This is a genomic window from Aquimarina sp. U1-2 (assembly GCF_017897595.1).
Classification (GTDB): Bacteria; Bacteroidota; Bacteroidia; order Flavobacteriales; family Flavobacteriaceae; genus Aquimarina.
The window spans coordinates 255,754-279,951 of record NZ_JAGKIK010000005.1; the positions used below are offsets into that span (position 1 = coordinate 255,754).

At 34.1% G+C, this 24,198-nt stretch carries 20 protein-coding genes; 1 reads left to right on the forward strand and 19 read right to left on the reverse strand.

From position 1 onward, the window contains the following. Nucleotides 1-2 precede the first annotated feature (2 nt). A complete protein-coding gene (locus J8281_RS09220; RefSeq protein WP_210197317.1) occupies nt 3-767 on the reverse strand; it encodes a ParA family protein in 765 nt (254 codons plus the stop codon). 139 nt (nt 768-906) lie between these two features. Next, complete coding sequence (locus tag J8281_RS09225; protein WP_210197318.1) at nt 907-1,788, reverse strand: SDR family oxidoreductase; 882 nt, start codon at nt 1,786-1,788, stop codon at nt 907-909. A 487-nt stretch (nt 1,789-2,275) separates the two neighbouring features. On the opposite strand from J8281_RS09225, the gene J8281_RS09230 reads away from it, so the two are divergent. Further along, nucleotides 2,276-4,042: a carboxypeptidase-like regulatory domain-containing protein gene (locus J8281_RS09230; RefSeq protein ID WP_210197319.1), complete on the forward strand. Its 1,767-nt coding sequence runs from the start codon at nt 2,276-2,278 to the stop codon at nt 4,040-4,042. A gap of 30 nt (nt 4,043-4,072) precedes the next feature. Here the strand turns inward: J8281_RS09230 and scpA are convergent, their stop codons facing one another. The 17 genes from scpA to J8281_RS09315 all read right to left on the reverse strand — a co-directional run bounded on the left by scpA (nt 4,073) and on the right by J8281_RS09315 (nt 23,877). After that, nucleotides 4,073-6,199, reverse strand: coding sequence for a methylmalonyl-CoA mutase (gene scpA, locus J8281_RS09235; RefSeq protein ID WP_210197320.1), 2,127 nt, complete (start codon nt 6,197-6,199; stop codon nt 4,073-4,075). A 94-nt stretch (nt 6,200-6,293) separates the two neighbouring features. Further along, nucleotides 6,294-6,917 (reverse strand): hypothetical protein, encoded by a 624-nt coding sequence (locus tag J8281_RS09240; protein ID WP_210197321.1) that lies wholly within the window; start codon nt 6,915-6,917, stop codon nt 6,294-6,296. An 89-nt stretch (nt 6,918-7,006) separates the two neighbouring features. Next, entirely contained in the window at nt 7,007-8,371 is a 1,365-nt protein-coding gene (locus tag J8281_RS09245; protein WP_210197322.1) for a methylmalonyl-CoA mutase subunit beta, read from the reverse strand. Then, nucleotides 8,364-8,678 carry a septum formation initiator family protein gene (locus J8281_RS09250; RefSeq protein ID WP_256437883.1) on the reverse strand — a complete coding sequence of 105 codons (315 nt, stop codon included), beginning with the start codon at nt 8,676-8,678 and terminating at the stop codon, nt 8,364-8,366. The genes J8281_RS09245 and J8281_RS09250 overlap by 8 nt, the downstream gene beginning before the upstream one ends. 81 nt (nt 8,679-8,759) lie before the next feature. Next, nucleotides 8,760-9,368 (reverse strand): uridine kinase, encoded by a 609-nt coding sequence (udk, locus tag J8281_RS09255; protein ID WP_210197324.1) that lies wholly within the window; start codon nt 9,366-9,368, stop codon nt 8,760-8,762. Between the two features lie 141 nt (nt 9,369-9,509). Further along, the gene (locus tag J8281_RS09260) at nt 9,510-10,595 is read right to left on the reverse strand and encodes an anhydro-N-acetylmuramic acid kinase (RefSeq protein ID WP_210197325.1); all 1,086 of its coding nucleotides are present in this window, start codon (nt 10,593-10,595) and stop codon (nt 9,510-9,512) included. A gap of 53 nt (nt 10,596-10,648) precedes the next feature. Continuing rightward, nucleotides 10,649-11,377 carry a hypothetical protein gene (locus J8281_RS09265; RefSeq protein ID WP_210197326.1) on the reverse strand — a complete coding sequence of 243 codons (729 nt, stop codon included), beginning with the start codon at nt 11,375-11,377 and terminating at the stop codon, nt 10,649-10,651. 88 nt (nt 11,378-11,465) lie between these two features. Continuing rightward, a complete protein-coding gene (locus J8281_RS09270; RefSeq protein ID WP_210197327.1) occupies nt 11,466-11,927 on the reverse strand; it encodes a cytochrome c in 462 nt (153 codons plus the stop codon). A gap of 131 nt (nt 11,928-12,058) precedes the next feature. Continuing rightward, nucleotides 12,059-13,177, reverse strand: coding sequence for a PQQ-dependent sugar dehydrogenase (locus tag J8281_RS09275; protein ID WP_210197328.1), 1,119 nt, complete (start codon nt 13,175-13,177; stop codon nt 12,059-12,061). A 215-nt stretch (nt 13,178-13,392) separates the two neighbouring features. Then, on the reverse strand, nt 13,393-15,639 hold the full coding sequence (locus J8281_RS09280) for a TonB-dependent receptor domain-containing protein (RefSeq protein WP_210197329.1): 2,247 nt from the start codon (nt 15,637-15,639) through the stop codon (nt 13,393-13,395). A 608-nt stretch (nt 15,640-16,247) separates the two neighbouring features. Further along, nucleotides 16,248-16,619 carry a DUF2237 family protein gene (locus J8281_RS09285; protein ID WP_210197330.1) on the reverse strand — a complete coding sequence of 124 codons (372 nt, stop codon included), beginning with the start codon at nt 16,617-16,619 and terminating at the stop codon, nt 16,248-16,250. Between the two features lie 5 nt (nt 16,620-16,624). Next, nucleotides 16,625-17,056: a hypothetical protein gene (locus J8281_RS09290; RefSeq protein WP_210197331.1), complete on the reverse strand. Its 432-nt coding sequence runs from the start codon at nt 17,054-17,056 to the stop codon at nt 16,625-16,627. Nucleotides 17,057-17,216: 160 nt separating this feature from the next. After that, complete coding sequence (locus tag J8281_RS09295; RefSeq protein WP_246849059.1) at nt 17,217-17,399, reverse strand: hypothetical protein; 183 nt, start codon at nt 17,397-17,399, stop codon at nt 17,217-17,219. A gap of 711 nt (nt 17,400-18,110) precedes the next feature. Further along, nucleotides 18,111-19,361 (reverse strand): hypothetical protein, encoded by a 1,251-nt coding sequence (locus J8281_RS09300; protein WP_210197333.1) that lies wholly within the window; start codon nt 19,359-19,361, stop codon nt 18,111-18,113. 49 nt (nt 19,362-19,410) lie between these two features. Then, nucleotides 19,411-21,810 carry a TonB-dependent receptor gene (locus tag J8281_RS09305; RefSeq protein WP_210197334.1) on the reverse strand — a complete coding sequence of 800 codons (2,400 nt, stop codon included), beginning with the start codon at nt 21,808-21,810 and terminating at the stop codon, nt 19,411-19,413. 101 nt (nt 21,811-21,911) lie between these two features. Further along, complete coding sequence (locus J8281_RS09310) at nt 21,912-23,576, reverse strand: PepSY domain-containing protein (RefSeq protein ID WP_210197335.1); 1,665 nt, start codon at nt 23,574-23,576, stop codon at nt 21,912-21,914. 19 nt (nt 23,577-23,595) lie between these two features. After that, nucleotides 23,596-23,877, reverse strand: a complete 282-nt coding sequence (locus tag J8281_RS09315; protein ID WP_210197336.1) for a hypothetical protein — start codon at nt 23,875-23,877, stop codon at nt 23,596-23,598. Nucleotides 23,878-24,198: the final 321 nt, after the last annotated feature.

The window sequence follows — 24,198 nt, forward strand, 5'->3', positions numbered from 1 at the left end:
CCTTAGCTGTTTTTCTTAATTATTTCGTGAGCCAAACTTAAGTAATTACTAGCTCCTTTACTAGCAGCATCGTAATTTATTATACTTTCACCATAACTAGGTGCTTCACTTAAACGTATGTTTCTTTGAATGATTGTTTTAAATACCATCTCGTTAAAGTGTTTTTGCACTTCTTCGACTACCTGGTTCGACAGTCTTAATCTGGAGTCATACATAGTAAGTAATAAGCCCTCTATATCTAAAGTTTGGTTATGTACTTTTTGTACACTTTTTATAGTATTTAGAAGTTTTCCTAACCCCTCTAGAGCGAAATATTCACATTGAATAGGAATCATAACTGAATCTGCTGCCGTGAGCGCGTTTAAGGTGAGCAAACCTAACGAAGGTGCACAATCGATCAGGATGTAATCATATTTTGATCGAAGACTCCGAATTGCTTTTTTTAGCATATACTCTCGCTCGTCTTTATCTACCAATTCTATTTCTATGGCCACCAAATCAATATGAGCTGGTATAATATGTACGTTTGGCGAACTGGTTTCAATAATGGCATCTTCGGGTTGTAACGTATGCTCTAGAATCTGATATGTTCCTTTTTCTATAGACTCTACATCGAGACCTAATCCAGAAGTTGCATTAGCTTGCGGATCTGCGTCGATAAGTAATACACTTTTCTCTAAGACACCTAGAGAGGCTGCTAAATTTACTGAGGTTGTTGTTTTTCCAACACCACCTTTTTGATTGGCAATCGCTATTATTTTACCCATAGGGGAAGATTTGGATTAAGAAAGTAAAAATACAATTTATTATATATTTTAAAAACGAAAAATGTTAACACCATAGTATAAAAAAGACCATTTCCTTGTAAGAATGGTCTTATATAGTTTTGAGATTGTTAATAAATAGCTATTTATTCTTTTTTGCTCTGATCATAGCTTCTAATTGATCCCACATTTCTTCAGGTATTTGTTCTAACATGTTAAATTGCCCCGCACCTTTAAGCCATTCACCGCCGTCTAAGGTGACTACCTCTCCATTAACATAAGCAGAAAAATCGGATACTAGATAAGCTGCAAGATTGGCAAGTTCTTGATGATCGCCTACACGACCCAGAGGCACTTGTTTTTTCATATCGATCTTATCTTTAAGGTCTCCAGGAAGCAATCGATCCCATGCTCCTTTGGTAGGAAAAGGCCCAGGGGCAATGGCATTAAATCGCATTCCGTATTTTGCCCATTCTACAGCAAGGGATCGGGTCATGGCTAGTACACCAGCTTTTGCAGTAGCGCTAGGGACTACATATGCAGAACCAGTCCAGGCATACGTGGTTACTATATTAAGTACAGCTGTATTTGTATACTTAGTAGCTATCCAATGCTTACCAAAAGCTAATGTACAATTTTTTGTTCCCTTTAATACAATATCAATAATAATGTCAAAAGCACGATGAGACAAGCGTTCTGTAGGGGAAATGAAGTTTCCTGCAGCGTTGTTTAAAAGAATATCAACAGTTCCAAATTCTTCTAAAACTTTATCTTTCATTGATTCAACTTGATCAAATTCTCTCACATCACATTGTACCGGTAAGCAAGTCCCTCCGGTTTCATCTTCTAGTTCTTTAGCTGTATTTTGTAGTTTTTCTAGATTACGTGACGTTATTGCTACTTTAGCCCCGAGCTCTAAAAAATATTTGGTCATAGATTTTCCTAGTCCGCTACCACCCCCGGTAACTACTATATTTTTTCCTTTTAATGCATCATCACGAAGCATTTTGTTTTTATAATTCATAAAAAAAGCGATTGTATTATTTGGTGAAATTTACGATTTAAACTTAAAAAAGCTATGCATGCATAGTAGTTTTATTAAAAATTTTATAAATATCCGTAATTTAACCTAAACGGTTTGTGTCAAGCTGAATACTGAAACGAGTTCAGCACAGGCTTGTTTCAGCTTCTCATTTCAATTTACTGAAAATAAGCTTCATGAGATCCTGAAATGAATTCAGGATGACTTCTTAGTTAAATTTTAGGTATAATAACGGACAAGCAATAAAATTTTCAATATATAGCTAAAATACTACTAATATATGTATTGAATGTACTGCAAAACTGAAAATAAACTAAAATGCTGTGTCGTAAGAGTTTAAACCAATTCAAAGCTGAATTCATAAAAACTGTTAATTAACATTTTGATATCATTTTACTGAAAAGATCTTCAGTAAATTAGGTTCAATTCAAATTACTCACATTTAATTCACACTCTTAAAATTGTTGAAATGAGCGCACAAAAACTTTCTTCATTCATTATACTTGTTGCTGTAGTAATGTTAACCAATTTATGTACTGTATATGGTCAATCTTCAGTAAAAAAAGAAATAGTAGGTTATGTAACTCATAACAATTACCCTCTAGCCAATGTAAACGTTTCAGTAAAGTATGGCGATAGAAAAACCATTACTGATAGTATGGGACAATATGTAATTCGTGCATCTGAAAGAGAATATTTACTATATACTCATATAGGTATGCAACCCATAGAAGTTATGGTTGAAGATGTTACTGATTTTTTGAATATAAAGATGAGAAAGGCAGACAACCAACTTGATGAAGTACTCGTCAATAATACTAAAAAACGTAACTCAATAAGTTTAAATAACAAAGAAAGGTTTAAAGTAACGACAGCATATGGAGAATTAAATAAACGTAGCTTGTCAAATGCATATCAAATCATAGAACAGAAAGACTTGTGGCTTGGATCTACAAATATAATGGACGCACTTCGAAATCAATTAATTGGTAGCAGAATTATCTTAGATAAGACAACTCAGCTGCCAATAGGTCTTCAAATACGACCACCAACTTCAAATAATGTTACTATGGCTCTCTGGGATATTGATGGAATGATATTTTCAAAAGATCCACCACATGTCGATCTGGTAGATATAGATTATGTTGCTATACTGAGATCTATAGCGGCAACCACTTTATATGGTATGCGTGGTGCCGGGGGTGTGATTGTCGTTCGTACGAAAGGCAACTCAAGAGCTAATGCAAGAAAACAACTACTTTCTGTCGCGGATCAAAAAAAATATGAAAATGATGCACTACCGTTCAGAAATTCATATGTAAACACTGAACATGTAAAGAAGTTGATGAATGTACCAAAGAAAGAATTATACAAGACTTATCAAAAAATGGAAAGCTTGACTTCTAAAAATCCACCTAGTTTCTACTTAGATGTTGCAAATTACTTCAAACAAGAGCAAAAGAATATAAAATTGGCTCTTAGTGTTCTAGAAGATTTGAAAGTAGTATATCATGAACACCCAGAAGCATTGAAATCTTTGGCATATACCTACGAGCAGTTTGGCGAATGGGAAAAAGCAATAGATATTTATTATAGAGTAGCTTATCTACGTGCTTCCTATTCTCAATCTTTTAGAGATTTGGCCAATGCATATGTTAAAAATAAACAATATGAAGAAGGCTGGGACATGTACCTTCGCTATTTACAAAGAGGTAATCAATTAAAAGAAAAGGGTATCGAACAAATCGTGTATAATGAAATGCAATTTGTTTACTCACAAAAGAAAGCTTTAGCAAAAATAAAAGAGAAATTCATACCTAAAAGTAAAAAAGAAGATAAAGAAAGTGACATACGAGTTGTATTTGAATGGAACACTACCGAGGCCGAATTTGCACTCGAATTTGTAGATCCCGATTTGAACGCTTTTACTTATGAAAATTCACTAGCCAAAAACAGTGAGCGTATTGCAGATCAAAAAGAGAAGGGGTACTCTTCAGAAGAGTTTTTTATTCATGATATGAAAAACGGGAATTGGCTTGTTAATTTAACCTATTTGGGGAACAAAAAATATCAACCTACCTATTTAAAAGCGACTGTTTATAAAAATTGGGGTAGAGATAATCAAACACAAGAAGTGAAGGTTTTCAAACTATCAGATATCGGGAATAAAATGCAGTTGTATGCGTTTAATTCTTCTTTATCGTCAGCTTTATCCTATACTAATCAGAGATTTTAGAGTACTATATACTATACGTCGATAAAAATTTTAAAATGTTGAGATTAAAATTTCTAGAATAGTTATTGCAGCGTCGCTAATTTTGGTTCCTGGACCAAATACTGCAACTGCTCCGGCTTCGAACAAATAGTCATAGTCATCAGGTGGAATAACTCCGCCTACAATAACCATGATATCCTCACGACCATACTTTTTGAGTTCTTCTATTATTTGAGGAACCAATGTTTTATGACCTCCTGCCAGTGAAGACACCCCAACGATGTGTACGTCATTTTCTACGGCCTGTTTTGAAGCCTCTTTTGGCGTTTGAAATAGCGGACCTATATCTACATCAAAACCTACATCTGCATAGCTTGTTGCTACCACTTTGGCGCCACGATCATGACCATCTTGACCTATTTTTGCGATCATTATTCTTGGTCTACGTCCTTCTAATGCCGCAAATTGATTAGCCAGCTCTCTGGCTCTATTAAATGATTCGTCGTTTTTTATTTCTTTTGCATACACTCCAGTAAAAGTTTTAATTTGAGCCTTATACCTTCCAAATGGTTTTTCTAACGCTTCACTTATTTCTCCTAATGTTGCTCTTAACCTTGCGGCTTCTACCGATAATGCTAATAAGTTTTGATCATTATTCGCAGCTGCTTTGGTTAAATTTTCTAAAGCTAATTGCACAGCATTGGTATCTCTATTTGCTTTTATTCTTTTTAAACTTTCAATTTGTTGCGAACGAACAGCTTGATTATCGACTTTTAGTGTGCTGATAGGATCTTCTTCTTCTAACTTAAATTTATTAACACCAATAATGATATCTTGTTCGCTATCTATTCTCGCCTGTTTGCGAGCTGCCGCTTCTTCAATCCTCATTTTTGGAATACCTGCCTCAATAGCCTTTGTCATTCCGCCTAACTCTTCAACTTCTTGTAACAGTTTCCAGGCCTTTTGGGCAATTTCATGAGTAAGCGATTCGATGTAGTAGCTACCTGCCCACGGATCTACGGTACGCGTAATGTTGGTTTCTTTCTGAAGATAAATTTGAGTATTTCTCGCAATTCGGGCCGAAAAATCTGTTGGTAATGCTATAGCTTCATCCAGCGCATTGGTATGTAGACTTTGAGTACCTCCAAAAGCTGCGGCACTGGCTTCGATACATGTTCTTGCCACATTATTAAAAGGATCTTGTGCAGTTAAACTCCATCCGCTGGTTTGGCAGTGCGTTCGCAGCATCAAAGATTTTTGGTTCTTAGGGTTAAATTGTTGTATTAATTTTGCCCAAAGCATTCTGGCCGCCCTCATTTTTGCTATTTCTATAAAATGATTCATTCCAATTGCCCAGAAAAACGATAGGCGAGGGGCAAAAGAATCTACATCTAATCCTGCTTCTATTCCTTTCTTTACATATTCTAATCCATCGGCAAGCGTATATGCCAATTCGATATCACATGTAGCGCCCGCTTCTTGCATATGATATCCAGAAATACTAATAGGGTTAAATTTTGGCATGTACTTAGAACAATATTTAAAAATATCACTAATGATACGCATAGATGGTGTAGGTGGGTAGATATATGTATTGCGTACCATAAATTCTTTCAGAATATCATTCTGTATGGTTCCAGAAAGCAACGTTTTATCTACACCCTGTTCTTCTGCGGCAACAATATAAAAAGCCATGATAGGTAGAACTGCACCATTCATCGTCATAGAAACCGACATGCTATCTAGTGGAATTTGATCGAAAAGTACTTTCATATCTTCTACAGTATCGATAGCCACTCCGGCCATACCTACATCTCCGAAAACGCGTTCGTGATCACTATCATACCCTCTGTGTGTAGCGAGATCAAAGGCCACCGAAAGCCCTTTTTGCCCTGCAGCAAGATTTCTTCGATAAAAAGCATTACTTTCTTCTGCTGTTGAAAAACCGGCATACTGCCTAATGGTCCAGGGTCTTCGAACATACATAGTGGTATACGGGCCTCTTAGATATGGAGGTTTGCCTGCAGAAAAATTGAGATGTTTTAAGGTATCAGTATCATTCTTGGTATAGTAAGGTTTTATTGTAATTCCTTCAGAAGTAGGGAAAACCGAATCTGATAAGGTATTGTGAATTTTCGATTTATTTAATTCTAAATGCTGTACATCTTTTCGACTCATCAGTTCCTATTACATTTTTAATGATAAAATTGATAGCGTTGTAAAATTAAGCTTTTAGAGCGATTTTATACCACTTCCACTTTAAAATTACTCATTAAAAAGCCTTTTCAATTACCATAAGAATGGAATAGTAAATGTCAAAAGCAATAAACTTTTTTATCTGAGGGGTTCTAAATTTTTGATCAGGAATGTAATAAATTCTTTGGGCTATAATCGATGTGCTTACATTACCGTCTCCTTCTAGAGTGTCAATAATTTCTTTAAAGTCATTGCTTTCGCTTGTGTTTTTAAGACATTGTATAAGCCCCCCACGATAGTTAAAAATCATGATTTCTTCCTGATTTTTACCTGATGGAGATGGTACAGATTTTTTAACCGCCTCTTGATTTTCATAATCACTTAGTTTTACCCATAATGAATTTTTACCGGTAGCGGCTTTTTTAAATTCTCGAGTAAGAGCTATAGAACTGCTCGAAGGTAATTTCTTTAAATCTATTGATAAACTAGCGACTTCTGCTAAGAACGTTCTGTATGTTTTTATAGAGTCGTTTTCAAATTTGTAATGTGTAAAAAGATCCTTTTCAAAAGAGGCAAATGCTTTTTTCGACAAACCACTGGTGTCTATACCAAGGCAATCGACATCTGTTTGAGCATAAGAATTTAGAAATAATAAAAGCAATACTACAAACATTGCTTTTAATCTAATCACTAGGGGCATGGATTTAGATTTAGTAAAGTTAATGTATAGGCTAAGACTAATTAATTTTGCCGCAAGTTAGTAATTCCTGAGTAAATATTAATGTTTTGTTAAAGATTTTTCTCTAGAAGCGCACTTAGTCGCTTTTCTAAAATAGGTTCTATTAATGTTTTTCTAGGTTTTTTTTTCTTGAACACAGGTTTCTCGAGCTCCGGAGTAACTTCGTTGGTGTTTTTAAATGCATTAGCACCAGTTAAAATGATCTTTTCTTCATCAAAAAGCTGCTGCTCTTTATTGGTACTTTCTTTAATTTTTTTCTGTATAATACCTGATTTAAGTTGCTTAAGAAAACCTCCGCTTTTTTCTATGTTTTTAAATAATGCCAGTGCTTTTTCGGCCATTTGTTGCGTGAGACTTTCAATATAATAAGAACCGTTTGCAGGATTTTTTACAAGTCCGAAATAGCTTTCATTCTTTAAAATAAGCAGTTGATTAAGGGCAATTCTTGTACCGAAATCATTTTCATAATTATAGACTTCGTCGTACGGAAGGTTGTACACCACATCTGCCCCACCCAGAATTGCACTCATACATTCGGTAGTAGTACGTAACATATTTACATTATAATCCAATATGGTTTTATTGCGATGTGAAGGATATGCTATGATATGACATTCGTTTTGAATAGTATAAGCTTCGGCCAGTGTTGACCAAAGCAGTCGTAATGCTCTTAGTTTTGCAATTTCAAAAAAATAGTTTCCACCTAAAGCAACTTTAAACACTATCTGGGTATTGATAAGAGGATTGTGGTCTTTATCCTTAAAAAAATTTAGGTATTCATTGGCGTGAGCTATACCATATACCAACTGCTGAATCATCGTAGCGCCTGCATTTTGATATAAACCCATATCGACACTAAGCACATTTTGTAGATTTGATAATTTTGTAATCTCTTCCAGGATATTGTAATCTTCTTTTAAGGTGTAGAACCAATTACCAGTACCTGCTAATCGATTAATACTATCGGTAAGAAACGAGATCGTCAGTTTTTTAGCTTTTGCCATCTCATTGATGGATTGTACGTAAGGTACAGACAAAAATTCTGTTTCTATATATATAACAATTGAAGCATCAATATTTTGTAACAATATGTTAAGATCGACTTGATCATTTTTGATCACCAAAAAAAGGCTTTCGGCTCCTTTTGTAATAGCTTTTTTAGCACTTTCGTTTCCTTTACTGGCGTCTTGAACTTCTATTTTTAAAGAATTTTTCCATACAGAAGAAGATGAAATAGGTTGTATAGTGAAGTCATCAATATCCTCTTGCGTATAAAAAGGTTTAATATCAATTCCTTCTAAAGATTTAAAAATTAAAGCTTCGTTATAGTCTGCACCTTTTAGGTCAAACTGAATTTTTTGCTTCCATTCTTTTGCAGTGACCTGATCAAAACTATCAAATAAGGGTTTAGTCATTCTTTTTAGTTTTCAAAATACTGTCTTCGTATTCGATGATGTAAATCTCTTCATTGTCTCGTTTCATAAAATATTCTTCTCTTGCAAACTTTTCAAGTTCGCTACTATCTTTTAATACTTTAATATCCTTTTGATCTTTGATAATCTCTTTGATATAGTATTCTTTATTATCTTCTAATTCTATAATTTCTTGATCTAACTCTCGATGTATAAGCCATGAGTTTGTATCCAGAAATAACATCCAAATCACAAACAATACTACAATTAGTACATATTTATTTAAAAATATAGCAAAAAATGGTATCAATGCTGGTTTATTTTTTAATTTTTGGAAATAACTTCTAAGCTTCAAAGTAAGTAGATAATAGTTGACCTAAAGGTACAAAAGTTAATTCAGGCGCTCTTTAATAATAGTACGAACTATATCAACGGCTACGTTATTGTAATTATTATTCGGGATGATAAGATCGGCAAACTCTTTTGTAGGATCTATAAATTGTTGATGCATGGGTTTTAAGGTGTTTTGATATCGATCCAACACTTCATCCATATCTCTACCGCGCTCGGCTATGTCTCTTTTTAAACGACGTATCAAACGCTCATCACTATCGGCGTGTACATATATTTTAATATCAAACATAGCTCGTATTTCTGCTTGTGTAAGAATTAGAATACCTTCTACGATAACCACTTTTCTAGGATGAGTACTTATCGTGTTTTGTGTTCTGTTGTGTGTTACAAAAGAGTATACGGGCTGTTCTATAGTTTCACCTCTTTTAAGCGCTGCCAAGTGTTGCCCCAGCAAATTAAAATCTATAGATTGCGGATGATCAAAATTAATCTTTACACGTTCTTCATAAGTAAGATGACTCGTATCTTTGTAATAAGAATCTTGCGAAATAACACAAACTTCTTCTTTTGGAAGTTCATTTATAATTTGATTGACAACCGTTGTTTTTCCGCAGCCAGTTCCACCTGCAATACCGATGATGAGCATTCTTATGTTTTTCTGGCAAATTTAGAAATAGTTTTTAATACTACGAGTTTTTGGGGTGGCGAGTTTGTAAATCATTAGGGTGGTGTGCATTTTACATATTATGTATACAGCCTGTTTAGGCTATTAATTCTTGATCAAAAGCTAGTGAGGTTCATAAACGATTCCTGAAGAGGAATCTCGATTTGCTCCGGTAACACTGCTTAGACAATTTATTTCTTTTCGATCGCGCAAGACTCCCATAAACGCAAAAATTAAGGCTTCTTTGAAATCTATAATTTGAGTAGACGGAATAGTAATTACTGCATCATCACCCAATTTTTCTCGTAGTATTGCTATGAGGAAATCGTTTTTTGCACCTCCGCCGGTGATCAACAACGACGGATTGTTTATTGGAATCATTTTTATTGCCTTTGCTATCTGATGAGCAATATGATGCACAGATGTATGCAAAAGGTTTTCAATAGTATCCTTTGTATTTTCTATGACCGGAATTATGTTTCTTTCAAACCATTCATATCCCAAAGACTTAGGGTAGGGGAGCTTGTAGTAATGAAGAGCATTCAATTGATGTAACAATTCTTGATTTATGGTTCCGGTAGCGGCTATTTGCCCTCCTTCGTCGTATGCAAGATTAATTTTTTTACAACTGTAATTAAGTAACATGTTTACAGGAGAAATATCATACGCATTTCTAGCGGTATTGATTTCAAAAGAGATATTACTGATTCCGCCTAGATTAAGGCACATATCATAAGAGCTAAACAGTAATTTATCTCCTACGGGAACAAGCGGGGCACCTTGCCCACCTAATGCCACGTCGTTGGTTCTAAAATCACAAATCACCTTTTGCTTACATGCATTGGCAAGATGCTGTCCTGATCCTATTTGAAAGGTTAGTCCGGATTGTGGTTGGTGAAACACAGTATGCCCGTGGCTCGCAACAAAATCTATTGCTAACTGGTGGCTATTTATAAAGCTTTTTACTTGTTGTCCTAACCAATTTCCATATATGTTGTGAAAAACCAAAAGTTCGGTAGCTTTACTGTGGATTGCATTTTTTAATTTTTGTTGTAAAGAATAGTCATAAGGTATACTTTTCGATTTTTGAATAGAAAATACCCAACAATCGTTTTTATACTCAAAATGACAGTAGGCTATATCCAACCCATCCAGGGATGTTCCCGACATGAGCCCTATTACTTCATATATTTTTTGAGGAATTGTCATCTACTATTTTAGAACATATAAAGATATGCTGAGATTATAAAAAATCAAATACATTACATTTTGGTAATGTATTGTAAATCTAAAACATCTGGATCAATTTCGGGTAATGATTTTTTGTAATAGAAATCGATAATTTGATTTTCTAAATAGTGTTCTATTTTTTCAATCTGATCTGCATTGTATAATTTGTAAACTGGTAAGGCTTCTGTTTTTTTAAACGTTTTCATCAAGCTATCGGGATTTTTTACAATATCAATGCCCTTATATTTTTCGAATTTACCTTTCATCCAGCGGTGGCATAGCAATTTGGTTTGGCTATCTATTAGTTCTTTTTTAGCGGTATCAAATTCTTCAATATTTGTTGGATTTTCATTTAATTTTCTATCTAATCGTACTTTTGCTTTGGTAAATTCTCGTTCAAATTTAAAATCGACGACATACATGTCTTTTTTTACTTTTTTTACAACCGCATATAGACTACTTTCATATGCATTTGCGAAATCTTCATAATTGTAAAGCGCATCTAAAAACTTTATAGCGTGTTTTTTATAATGTTTAGGAATAGGTTGTTTTTTTGTTTTAATAAAGAGGGAATTCAGTTCGTTTACTATTTCAATAGGAATATCTATAAATTTGGAATCATTTTTTAAAGCCTCTAATTTTGAAGTAATTTGTAGTCTGGTCCCTTTATAAAGCTCTGATCGATATTTAAATCTGTATGTATTTCTAGAATTTTCTACGTATTGAGCGGTACTAAGTAAGGAGATCAAAAACATTAGCATACATAGTAAATGTTTACTAGGGAAGCTGTTCTTTATTTGTAGTGCTTTTGTTGTCATCTTCGATAGAGTAACGTATACGTACCCGTACTTATTTTTTTACATTTGCTACTTCTTCGACGGTTACCATTTCTTTTTGCGTATTCCCCCAGCTATTCATAATATAATTCATTACATCTGCAATTTCTTCATCTTCTAGTCCTAGAGGCATCATAGCACTATTGTACGATTTGCCATTGACTTGTATTGGTCCGTTTAACCCGTATTTAATAGAGTGAATGCTTTCCAAACGTTTATTGACGAGCCAATCTGAGCCTGCTAGAGGTGGAAATACGTTGGGTGTACCTTTTCCGTCAGCAAGATGGCACTGCATACAAAAATCGGCATAAACTTCTTTTCCACGGGCCATACTCTCTGCTAATTTTGAATTTTGACTATCTACATAGTGATAAGGCTCATGTTCAAAATTTATAAGTTTTGGTTGTGCAAAAATAGCAATGGTTGTAGCACAAGTTATGCAGCCAACTACTATCTTTTTGTATGTTCGTTTCATACGAATAATCTATGTTTAAAGTTTTAAAATGTATTGGCACCGCCAAAGGGTCTTAGTACTCTCACGGCTTGTATCAAAATTAAAATTTAGTTTCTTTCGAATACCGTTTCGGCTTGCCCCAAGGGGGTTTACTATGTTTTAGGAACAATTTTTAAGATTCCCTTATTTTCTACAGCAACATAAATAAAACCGTCTGGTCCTTGTCTAACATTACGAACACGCCCGATATCTTCTAACAATTTTTTTCTTCCGGAGACTTTTTGATCGGTTAGTTCTACTAGCTCAAGATACTGAAACTTTAGCGAACCTATTACGATATCATTTTTCCAATCAGGATATATATCGCTGGTAACAAAATCCATTCCGCTAGGTGCTATAGACGGGATCCAATAGTAAAGGGGTTGTTGCATTCCTTCTTTTTTGGTAAGTGCTGTAATTTGAGTACCACTATAATTAATGCCGTAAGTGATAACAGGCCATCCATAATTTATTCCTTTTTGTATAGGATTGATTTCATCACCACCTCTGGGGCCATGCTCATGCACCCAAATTGTACCATTGGGATGTAATGCCATACCTTGTGGATTGCGATGTCCATACGAGTAAATGGCTTTTTTTGCGTTTTCTGTTTGTATAAAAGGGTTGTCCTTAGGTATACTACCATCATCATGCAAGCGATAAATTTTGCCGCCATCTTTGGTAACATCTTGTGGGTTCACATCTCGATTGCCTCGATCACCAATACAAAAATAGACATAGCCCTCGTTATCAAATTCTATACGCGAACCGAAATGATGACCTTTTGTAGTGTTTGGGGTTCCTTTATAGAGAGTTTCAATATCAATTAATTGATCATTGGCTAGTTTTGCTCTAATTAAAGCGGTATTACCTCCTTTTTCGGCACCGTCTTTCGACGAATATGTGATATATATCCAACCATTTTTCTCATATTGAGGATGTAATTCTATATCCAATAATCCTCCTTGATTTCTAACGTATACTTCGGGAACATTACCTATAGATTTCTTATTCCCGTTTTTGAAGTGAATTAATGCTCCACTTTTTTCTGTAATCAACATACTTCCGTCGGGCAACCAAGCCATTCCCCAGGGAATCTGCAGATCTTGAACCACCAATTCTGTCGTATAATTTTTTGGATCGGGCTCTAGCACAACATCGTTTTCTTTCTTTTCTTGAGCGCAAGCTGAAAAAGTAGCGATCACAAGAGATAAGCATAAAATTATTCTCATTTGATAATAGTATGATTTAAATGATTAATTGAGTAGTACACTTTTTGAAAGTCCTATACATTCTGATTTTTTTACGATTCATGCAAAACATCTCTTTACATCTACTTACTTCAGCATTGATAAAAACAATAGTGTTCTTTTCAACTATATATTCCATAGTGAAAAGATAACTCATTTAAAGTATTCTTAACCTGAAAAATACGACAAATTATTAGTTATAATCTATAATTTATGTTAATCCCACCATAGGTGTTAAATGGTAATCCAGGGTAGAAGTACCTTGGAGCATTGCCTCCAAAACCTCTTGCATTGATCTGAAGTTGAGCTACATATTGCGTATCTAAAATGTTATTAGCTCCAAAAAAAATATCAAAATCGAAATCCTTACCGATGGTATTTTTATAGCCAATTTTTCCGTGAAGTAATTCGTAAGAGTCACTAAACACCGTATTAGCATCATTGGCCGGAATTTCATGTACTTTTTGAAAGGTTAGGTTGCCATAGAAGCCTTTTACAGCGGTAATATCTATACCAAGATTGAAAACCTCTTCGGGTACACCGGTTAGTTTATTTCCTGAAAAATTGTTATCTAAATCTACAAATTCATCAAATTTATAATCGTAGATAGAAGCATTCACCCACAACTCTACTTGATAAGGTTTCTTATTGATTATGCTATAATTGATTTCAGCTTCAAAACCATTATGAGTTGTTTTGCCGGCGTTAATTGCAAAAAAGTTATCTTCAGTAGTTCTTCTCGCTACCAATAAGTCACTTACTTTCATAGTGTATGCAGAAAGAGTACCTCTAATATTTCGAAATAATTTATATCGGGTTCCTACTTCGTAATTCCATCCAATTTCTGGTTTAATATCGGGGTTGAATATGCCATTGGGAAGTAACGTTTCTGCGGTAGTTGGAGTAGAGAAGCCATGTGCGATGGTTCCAAATAGGATTAATTTGGGAGTAAGCGCTGCGTTAATTCCAATTTTAGGAGAGAGAATAGGTTCAAACTCGAATTGCCCCGAATTATTTTCACCGTCTTCAAAGAACGTATCTGTGATATCAAAAAAAGTTTGATTAAGATGAAGCCCTACATTTAGCGTTACTCCTTTATAAGGTACAAAATTTGATTCGGCAAATAAATTGTAATAATAACGTCGTTCAAAAAGATCAGAAAGTTGATCGCCTCTTACGCTTCCGGTTCCAGGAGGAAAACTTTCGTAAAGATTTTGAAAGGTTTTATGAGCATAGGTGTCAAAAAAAAGCTCTCCGCCAAGGGACCAGTTCCATTCTTTTTGCCATATCTTGTGATTTCCTAATATTCTTGATCGTACGCCTATAGTTTCTGTATTTTCTTCTAAGATATTAAAAGGTCTGGGTTCATCATTTTTTCTGAACGATAAAAAAGTGCTAGTAACCTGTTTCAGCATTGAAGAATAATCATGTTCCCAGGTGAACCCTAAAATCCCGTAATTTACATTTTCAAAAGCCTGAGATCGACCCCAGGTAAAGGCGGCTTGACTAGGGTTTGTATTAAAATCTTCTTGATTTAATGAGCTAGGTATTCCTGCTTTGAGGTCGACATAACTTCCTAAAATAGCTAAGCGGTCATTATTGTCTATGTTGAGGTTTGAAGTAAGTGTGACCGTGTTTCGATCATAGGTATTATTGGCTCTATATCCATCTGTATGGTTATTGCTATACAGAATGGTAAGATTTTTATTTTCGTTGCCAATAGCAGTTTTTGCGAATAACCTTCTTAATCCGTAACTGCCTGTCGACATAGATAATTGCGCTGTAGTACCCGCATTTATTTTAAACTGAGGTTTTAGTAAAATAGTTCCTCCCAATCCTACGCCGTAACTACTTGAAGAGGGGCCTTTTTGTATTTCTATACCTGCAACTGCTCCTAGTTCGAGATCTTCAATAGATGATTCACCATTACCATCTGTCAAGGGAATATCTCCAAAATAGGCTCTAATATTTGCAGTTCCAAAAAGATTTCGTGCTCCAATACCCCGAATGGTAATTCGATTTGTGTTTAGTGTAGCATTTTGCATAAATATCCCTGGGATGCGGTTAAGTACCGGGTGTAATTCCAAAGGGTTTCCACGATTAATATCTTCAGAAGAAATTAGTGAAACTGAAGCGGTAGCATTTTTATAGAAATTAGGAATTGATAATTGATTTACCAGTACTTCATCCAGATTTGTAATTTTTTGAGAAAGTTTGACGGTGATTTGAGTAGTATTATGTAAAAGAATACGCTTTTCTTCATATCCTTCTTTATAAATAATTAAACTATCTGAAGCCATTATGGTAAAAGTACCTGTTATATCTGTGTAGATTTCATTTTTTCCTTTTGATGTAATGCTAGCATTTTTAATAGGAGTATTGGTAGCGCTATCTAAAACGATTCCTGTAATTTGCTGCTGTGAATATACGATGATGGATTGCATCGTAATGAAGCATAAAAAAATATATTTCAAAACTTTTTTTGGTAAATATCGGAAACTCATGATGAAAGCCTTTAAAAATCATGATTGTATTTAAAAAATTATCATTTTCAGGCAAAAAAAGTTCTTAAATTGAATTTACTTGAAGAATAATAGAGATCAGCTGTTAGTTACTTGTTGAAATAAGACGTTATAGTACTACTGTCTGGGTGAGCCCTTTGTCAGAGCTCGTACAGGCTCAGTTGAAACCAATTTTACAATGACGAAAAGTTCTCGACTGTCCTCAAACGGACATGTGATAAGACTTCAAATTTCTGAAAACCATATTTTATAACATTATTATCTGATAAAAAAGTTGATACGCTCTGAAAACTTCAATTACCATTAAGAAATCATAAGTTTATAAAAAAGACACCTTGCTTTTCTAAAATTTAGACAACTTATTTTGAAACGGAATCGCCATTACTTCAAAAACCCCAATAGACAAGTAGTTACAAACAAGTTTTTGTTTTATTTTCTGACGGCGCAGCGGTCTAGTTTCTTTAACCGAACAATACTGATTTTATAATTAAACCTTTATGTATTTATCTAATGATCTTTAAAGAATCATTTTAATTTTTAATATAGGCGTACTTTTGAAGCATACTAAGATCGGTATATTCCAAGGCTTTTTGATGTGTCGCTTCCAGAACAACGAGAGGTGCTTTACCTTCTTTTTCTGCCTCTAACCATCTTGATATACATAAACACCAACGGTCTCCGGGATGAAGTCCTGGAAAATTCCAATAGGGTATGGCAGTAGACAAATCATTTCCACGAGATTTTGTGAACCTAAGAAAATCTTCAGTAACTACTGCACATACAACATGAGTGCCAACATCATCTTTCATTGTTCGACATAATCCGTCTCTAAAATATCCTGTCAACGGATTTTCACAGCAAGATGCCAGCGCAGTACCTAAAACATTTAATTCAGTTTTCATAGCTATCAAACCGTATCTACATGTGGATATCTGTGGTCATAGTCAGTTTTCATTTTTACAAGCTTCTGAAAAAAGATACGGTTTTCTTTATGCGTACGATTATTTTTAAAATGTACAAATTTACCCTGAGCATGAATACTTACCCCATTGGTTTTGTACATATAAAACTGATAATACGGTATTACCCAGACAAAGTTTCTAAGTCCTTTATTCATCGATACTAAAATTCCGTTAGGTCGCAATTCTATACTACCATACGTAAGATCAGATACTGTGTTCAGGTACTTGCTTAAACTCGGACTTACTTCATCAATAATCATTCTTTTAGAACCAATTCCTTTCATTTTAATGGCCTGAAGAAACGAAAACGGTCTACCAACCATAGCATTTATTGTTTTGGTAGTCTCTTTATTATTGTATGTTGTTTCTAAAACCATTTTATTATGATGTTTATGAAAACTCGAGATAACGTATGAAACCTTGTTACATAAAAATTGTTGAATTATTATTTATGTAAGTTTAAATATGCAATATGTACCTTAAGTTATACGAGATTTGATTGTAGATCCTTTTTAAGAATAACATAAATATTTAGATTTATGTTAGATCTGGCATACCTTTCAATCTTTTTTCTATTCTTCTTTTCTTCTCGGTAAGTCTTTTCATAAGATCCATAAGTTCTGAATCTTTCGTTTTTTTATAAATTTCATTGAGCCGAAGAACTAGAGATTTAGCCTCTCTCGAAGCAGCAACTCTATCACTAGTAGTCATATTGCTCATCTTTCTATTCTCAAATTCTAATACTTCTTCAATTAATTTCACTCGTTTAAATTTTAGTAATTATTTAATAATACGCTAATTATAAAATAAAGAACGTCTATAACTATTCCGTTCTCGTGTTAAGAAATTTAAACATTTTCTTTTGTAGGGTTCATCTAAATCTCTTAGTATTCCTTTTACTTGGTAAACAAAATCAATCCTATGGCATTTTAATTCTTCAAAATTCATTTGTCTTCTTCCAAAAAAACATTATAAATATACTACTTGTTTAATTAATTTTAAATACCGTTAAACAAAAATTAACTTTTCCTTATATGTACATAGGTAGTACTATATCGTCTTAATGCTTATCAGATGCTATTTTACATACTTTAACATCTAAATCAAAAAATCCAATCATCGTAATGATTGGATTTTTTGATTTAGATCGCATTACGCTAAACCTAGTTTTACTATTTACAGTCAACGATTGACACTATATTTTTGTGCTTAAGATCACCAAATCTCATGAATTTGTAGTGATCCTGGCGTTGACTTATCCTGTTTACGCGGGCGCAAATTTAATAATATATCTCAATTGATTGCTATCGAACTGTGTAAAATTATTAAAGAATAAATTCTTCACAACTATCTAAGTTTGATGATAAAAGCCGATCCTATGACAATCAACTTAACTGAAATTTACTATCAAATAATTACGGCTAAGGCTAATCAATTATTATTTGCGATATTATAGACTCCCGAAATATCGGCGCCTGTAATTTCAAAAGCTTTTTCTACAACTTCTGTATTGGTATTGTAACTGAAATAAGCGTTTTCTGTAGCATTAGCAACAGGAAAAAATATAGTATTTCCATCAAAAAATACTTGTCCGCCAGAAAATACACCAACAGCAGGAATATTCGCAATTGGTGTCACGGTAAACGCATTAAGGTCTAAAAAACACCAACGTGCCGATTCAGCAGAAAATAGTATAGAAAGAATTTCTTGAGTTTGAGCAGGAGTAAGGTTTGCTAAATTACCACCTACGCTAAGTATAATATCAATAGCCGCTTGCGGTGTTTCTGAATTTACTTTAGCAATAGCTTTACCATTATTCAAAACATAAAAATTGTTGAAGGTTGGAAGAAAAACGTTAGAAGGGTTCAAAGCTCGTGCAGGTTCAAAAACATAATCAGGGTCAATTTCATTACTTCCTGCAGGAATTTTATTAACTCTACCCCAAACCTGGCCACCTGTATAATTACCGGCATCTGCAACATATAAATTTCCCGAATCGTCTATCAAACGCTGACCGAAATTATTAAATGTAATGATATCTGAAACACCATTGCCATTACGCTGTGTGTCGCCAACAAACTGTCCTGTAATTAAGTTTGCTTGATGTAAGATGAAAGAGGAAAAAGACTCACCTGTTACATTACCTCTTATCGGAGCAAAAACATCATCTCCCCTAAAAATAAAGCGTTGGTAGCGTTGATCAATATCTCCTGGTACGAAGCCCTCATTCATATCTACTCCATCTATGATTTGTAGCGTTGTTGGATTAAAAATAGTAATATTATCTGGTGTTGCCCTGTCTTGAAAAACACCAAACTCAGCATCACGTACATCAATTCTAAATGAGCCTGCATTGAGCGTAGGTAGCGTTCCGATCTCAAACAAATCACCATTTTCACTAACTACATATTTAGAGTACCCCGGAGATTCATCGGGTCTAGCTAGAAAAATAGCATGATTGTAAATAGAGTTAGGAAAAAAACGAGGAAAATCAATACCGTCTGAAAGATCTATGGTTCCAGAAGGTAAATTTTCAAAATATTTTACACGAGCGGTATTTGAAGAGGTTGTACCTACTACTATAAATCCCGAGGTTTTGATATTATTTACATCTCCAAGATCAGCTAAATCATTAAGTCCATCATCACAAGAAGTGTGTATGAAAATGAATAAATATATCATTATAATGGCACATTTTTTCAACATATAGTTCATGATTTGACAAAAGGTATTATTGTAGTGAATAACTAATTTTAAATGCATAATTAATGCCAGGTCGGGGAATTCTGAAATTATCAAAAATTTCTTGATCAAATATATTTTGAACCGCAAGTGAGCATACCAAGTTCTGTTCTGGTAAAATATAGGAGATATTAGCATTATTTAAATGCTGTCTTGGCACTACAAACGCAGGGTTCGCACTGTCCAAATCGATAACTTCATTTACACTAAAACGATCTACAAACAGATAGTTCCAGGATAGCTCTAGATTATTTTTACTTCGGAAAATATTTTCTAAAGTATAATTAGCGGTAACATTGAAAAATAGATTAGGTATATTAGGTACCGAAGAACCTTCAGATCCACCTGAAGATCTTATGTCATTAGATTTACCAATTTCCAATTGCTGATATGTGAAGCTTCCATTAAAACTTAGATTTGAGAAAGGTCTAAATCTGCTCCCTAATTCAATTCCAATACTTTCTACATTAGCCTCATTAATGAATTGGGAATTTTCAGGTCCAAAGGGGACAGGTCTTATCAAATTTTCCTGATCCCGAAGAAAACCACTTACATCTAACGAAATAAATCTATTGTTAGTTAAATTTTTTTCATAACGCGCGCCGACATTTATATTATTACTTTGTTCTGGTCTTAATTCAAAATTAGGGACGATGGCGGCAAAATCTCCAAATACCTCATTCTGTGTGGGCAAACGCAGTGTTCTTTCAAAACTGGATCGTAAAAATATCTCTGTCGACATTTGATATTTGACCCCAAACCCAAACCCATCATTATTACTTTTTACTGTTCTCAAAGGGATTTCAGTAATGCCCGACGCGATAAATTCGATAGATCTAGCACTATAATCATAGTTTTTATAAAACCCTATTGCAGTTAATTTTTTATCAAAGAAAGTGGTATTTAATTCGGTACCAAACACATTAGATCTTAGTTTTGAAGGTATTGTATTGGGATCGATTTGTTCGCCATCGATTTCTATACGAGTACCGATCGGATCTTCTCCGTCAATTTCTATTCCGTAGTTAAACTCAGATATTACAAATTGTACATTATCGCTAATAGCATAGCTAGCGGTAATTCTATGGGCAGTTCCTATACTTTCTCCTTTGCGTGCAATCGGAATTCCAAAGATTTCAGAGCCTCTGCTATTTTCAGTAACTAATCGTTCTCCTCGCCAATTGTAAAATGCAGTAGTGCTATCGTTGGTTGTATTGATTGATCTAGCATATAATCCTGAGTAATTGAATTTGAGTTTTTCTTTGAAGAACGCTTTTTTATAATTTAATTTTTGAACTACCACCGTAGCTTCAGTTTCAGCTTCTCCTACGGCTAATCCTGTTATAAAAGTTCCTTGTTGTATTTGGTTATCTCTTTTTGAAAATAGAGCAGATACTTGTAGTTCATCGGCCCACGGAACATCATGAATGCTAAGTGAGGCTTCTACTAATGAAGATCGAAATCTGTCATGAAACCGTGTGGCGTTGATTCTCTCTTCGGTTATGCTCTCTACTGTACCGTCGGTGCGAAGATTTTCCACAATATTTGGGATATCTCTCATTTCGTAATCATTATCGGTATAATTAATAAATGATGAGATAGAAGCCGATAGATTTTCGTTAAAATTATAGTTTCCATGAAGGGAGAAGCGATGTGTATTAAATGAACCCACTGAATATGAAGTTCGTAAGATATTACCTCCAATTTTTAAAGGAACTAAATTAAGACCTCCGCCCAAAGCGTCTGTGCCAACATTTACGGGTATAATACCTTTATAAATATCCAAACGCTCCAATGCATCAACGGGTATAAAGTTTAATTGTAGTGCACCACCGTATAATTCTATTGGCATCCCGTCGTAGTAAGTTCTAACGGCTTGCCCCGTTAATCCATTTAAATTTATGTTTAGATTGCTCCCTAATCCTCCACTTTGTCTAACAACAACACCAGTAGACTGTTTCAAAACATCTTCGACCCCTAATGCCTGATCTTTACTTTTTTGAATATCTAACGAAGTAATGGCAACGACATTTTCTGTAAGTAATTTACTTTTGGTTTTACCGGTTACTAAAACATTATCCAAATCTTCTACAGTGGTAGTAAGAATAAAATTTTGTGTAAGATTTTTAGTAATAGTAATTTGCGTTTTTTGAGTCTTAAATCCTAAAGAACTTACCGATATACTGTATCGCCCTGGTTTTATATTATCCATACGATAACGACCATTTTCATCAGTTATAGCATATTTGTTATCCAAACTAAGAACAACATTTGCAAAAGGTATTGCCAAACGATTATCATCTACTACTTTTCCGGAAATAGTGAAACTATCTTGACTAAATACTACTAGTGGTAACCATAATAGTACAATCAAATAAAATTTACCCATGTTATAATGTATTCCATACAAATTTGAGCAAATATATAAGGTTATTTTTAATTATTCTAAATAAAAATAAATTTTAATCGTAGTAGACGTATTTAAGGTCACTAATTTTTCACAAAGTTTTGAAGAACCGGGGTAGGTGGTTTTACATGTGTTTTGCTTTTGGTGTTTTTCTTTTCTTTATCACTTGATGATTGATTTTTTGTTTCATCTTTTAATTTTGAGTAAGAAAAGCAAAAAAGTAAACTTGAAATTCCTATGATAAGCCAAGTCATATCGACACAAAATATATAGTATTGTTGATTAACCAAAGTTATCCAGATCCAGTCTCCGGTTACTAAACCATTGGCTACAGGGATGAGAAGACCTAAAACTCCACCTATCAGAATATAATTGCGGTTAAGCGCACGATAGTTATTCCAATAAAGTCCGGCTATACTAAGACTCAACCAGCCTAAAAAGAAGATGGTATTTACATATACGATACGATCTGCTACTGCTAGCGGTACTATTTTGTTAGCAATAAAAATCAAAGCTAATGCAGGAAACATAGATAAAGTTATCGCCAGATACACTTTGGTCACCCTGTGGTGAAAACGCCGCTGTGCTTCTGTATACCTTTTGTTGTCTCGCGCTGTTCGCCATATCATAACTCCGCTAATTATGATGTAACAGGTAATCATTGCTAAAATAAAATAGATAATTTTTAAAAATAAACCACCATAAGTAGCATAATGTAACTTGATTAATACGCCATATGCTCCTTCTGAATATGATTTATCATCTGGTTGCACTGCTTGTAACAATTCTCCTGTTTTATAACTATAAACAAAAATGCCATCACCGGCTATACCTGTAAGATCATCTATTCTTGCATTTACAGTACCATCTTCTTTTCCAAAATTAGTGCTATACAATAAGGTGACTTCTTTGTTGGGATACGTTTCTGTTAATTCACTATAAATACTATTTAAACTTACTTGTCCCTCTATTACTTTTGCATTCTTATCATAAGTAATACCTGCATCCGGTCGAACTGCCTTGATAATTTCATTGGTATCCCCATCGAACATCAAGAATGCGCTAGGAGCCAATAAAAGGATGGATAAACCCAACAATGCTCCGGTAACGGCATAAATTATCTGAAATGGTAAAGCTATAAAACCTAAAGAAACATGCCCATTAGTCCAAATTTGTTTCCATTTTCCTTTAACAGTAAAGGCGTAAAATTTAGTAATAATATTTTTCCAATGGGTTAAAACACCGGTAATAATAGCAAAGAGAAAGAAAAATGCAACGAATCCAGAAATGTATAGCCCTGCTACGGGAATTTGATGAAAAAAGTGCAGCTCATACAGGGTTCTTGCCATATGAGTTTTTGGTTCTCCTGTAGTGTGTATTTTATATGTTATTGGATGAATTTGAGCTTCAAACCGTTCTGAAGTACCATCGGTTGTTTTTTGATACCCATAAAGGTGCACAAAGGGATCTGTTTTTTTTGGAGGAACTAAACTAAAACGATAACTAGTATCAAAATTTGGGTTTTCGTTTTGGATAATGGTTAATATTCGATCGTAATCTACATCTGTTGGTGGTGGAGCTTCAAAACGTGCTTCAGGATTCTCCCAAGGGTATAGTTCTTCCATAAACAACGCTACCGCACCTGCATAAAATATAATAAAAAGCGCAAAACTAATAACAATTCCAGAGACGGTATGCGTGTGAAAAACAATATTGTGTAGTCTTGGTTTTAATGCTTTTAATTTCATACGAATCAGACTTTTTACGTTATTTATTAATAAAAATAATTCCGGCGCATATCAAAATTATGATGATATAAGTCGCCCAGGCCTTCCATCCGTTTTTAAACAAAAAAGGAACTATTAATAATATAGACCATAAGAAAAATGATGAATAAGCCGAGGTTATAAGTAATCCTGCTTTTTCGCTAAGTAGGCTACCTATACTATTATGAAATAATATCGTTACTAAATAACCGCCAAGTATCCCTGCAGTAATTTTAACAATACGTTGGCTATTACTTGATAAATGTTTTGGGTTCGCCGGCATATTACATTATGTTTTCAATGATAATAATTAAAATACTTAAGGTTGTTAAGAGGTACACTAATTTTTTATGCAGAGGTATTACAAATACAACAAGACAGCAGGCTAACGTGACTATCATAAAAAAAACAATGATACCAGTAAACATACCAAATTGCTGCGAAAGTAGAATAAATGAGCTTATAAGTAATACATAAGCAATACCACGTACCAAGTTTGGTTTTGCTACTAGCTTCTTATGGAAAATAGCATGTTTATATGGAAAATGTGACGATTTTACATATAAAAATAAAATAGCTAGAAATATGATCGAAATTGCCATAA

What these genes read in the sequence shown, in the direction of transcription:
- J8281_RS09265 (WP_210197326.1), bottom strand. Translation starts at nt 11,377, where the DNA reads ATGCTAATGTTTTTGATCTCCTTACTTAGTACCGCTCAATACGTAGAA.
- J8281_RS09275 (WP_210197328.1), bottom strand. Translation starts at nt 13,177, where the DNA reads ATGAGAATAATTTTATGCTTATCTCTTGTGATCGCTACTTTTTCAGCT.
- udk (WP_210197324.1), bottom strand. Translation starts at nt 9,368, where the DNA reads ATGCTCATCATCGGTATTGCAGGTGGAACTGGCTGCGGAAAAACAACG.
- J8281_RS09225 (WP_210197318.1), bottom strand. Translation starts at nt 1,788, where the DNA reads ATGAATTATAAAAACAAAATGCTTCGTGATGATGCATTAAAAGGAAAA.
- J8281_RS09230 (WP_210197319.1), top strand. Translation starts at nt 2,276, where the DNA reads ATGAGCGCACAAAAACTTTCTTCATTCATTATACTTGTTGCTGTAGTA.
- J8281_RS09270 (WP_210197327.1), bottom strand. Translation starts at nt 11,927, where the DNA reads ATGAAACGAACATACAAAAAGATAGTAGTTGGCTGCATAACTTGTGCT.
- J8281_RS09315 (WP_210197336.1), bottom strand. Translation starts at nt 23,877, where the DNA reads ATGCCGGCGAACCCAAAACATTTATCAAGTAATAGCCAACGTATTGTT.
- J8281_RS09245 (WP_210197322.1), bottom strand. Translation starts at nt 8,371, where the DNA reads ATGACTAAACCCTTATTTGATAGTTTTGATCAGGTCACTGCAAAAGAA.
- J8281_RS09295 (WP_246849059.1), bottom strand. Translation starts at nt 17,399, where the DNA reads ATGAGCAATATGACTACTAGTGATAGAGTTGCTGCTTCGAGAGAGGCT.
- J8281_RS09260 (WP_210197325.1), bottom strand. Translation starts at nt 10,595, where the DNA reads ATGACAATTCCTCAAAAAATATATGAAGTAATAGGGCTCATGTCGGGA.
- J8281_RS09285 (WP_210197330.1), bottom strand. Translation starts at nt 16,619, where the DNA reads ATGAAAACTGAATTAAATGTTTTAGGTACTGCGCTGGCATCTTGCTGT.
- J8281_RS09290 (WP_210197331.1), bottom strand. Translation starts at nt 17,056, where the DNA reads ATGGTTTTAGAAACAACATACAATAATAAAGAGACTACCAAAACAATA.
- J8281_RS09300 (WP_210197333.1), bottom strand. Translation starts at nt 19,361, where the DNA reads ATGATATATTTATTCATTTTCATACACACTTCTTGTGATGATGGACTT.
- J8281_RS09240 (WP_210197321.1), bottom strand. Translation starts at nt 6,917, where the DNA reads ATGCCCCTAGTGATTAGATTAAAAGCAATGTTTGTAGTATTGCTTTTA.
- J8281_RS09305 (WP_210197334.1), bottom strand. Translation starts at nt 21,810, where the DNA reads ATGGGTAAATTTTATTTGATTGTACTATTATGGTTACCACTAGTAGTA.
- J8281_RS09280 (WP_210197329.1), bottom strand. Translation starts at nt 15,639, where the DNA reads ATGCAATCCATCATCGTATATTCACAGCAGCAAATTACAGGAATCGTT.
- J8281_RS09220 (WP_210197317.1), bottom strand. Translation starts at nt 767, where the DNA reads ATGGGTAAAATAATAGCGATTGCCAATCAAAAAGGTGGTGTTGGAAAA.
- J8281_RS09310 (WP_210197335.1), bottom strand. Translation starts at nt 23,576, where the DNA reads ATGAAATTAAAAGCATTAAAACCAAGACTACACAATATTGTTTTTCAC.
- scpA (WP_210197320.1), bottom strand. Translation starts at nt 6,199, where the DNA reads ATGAGTCGAAAAGATGTACAGCATTTAGAATTAAATAAATCGAAAATT.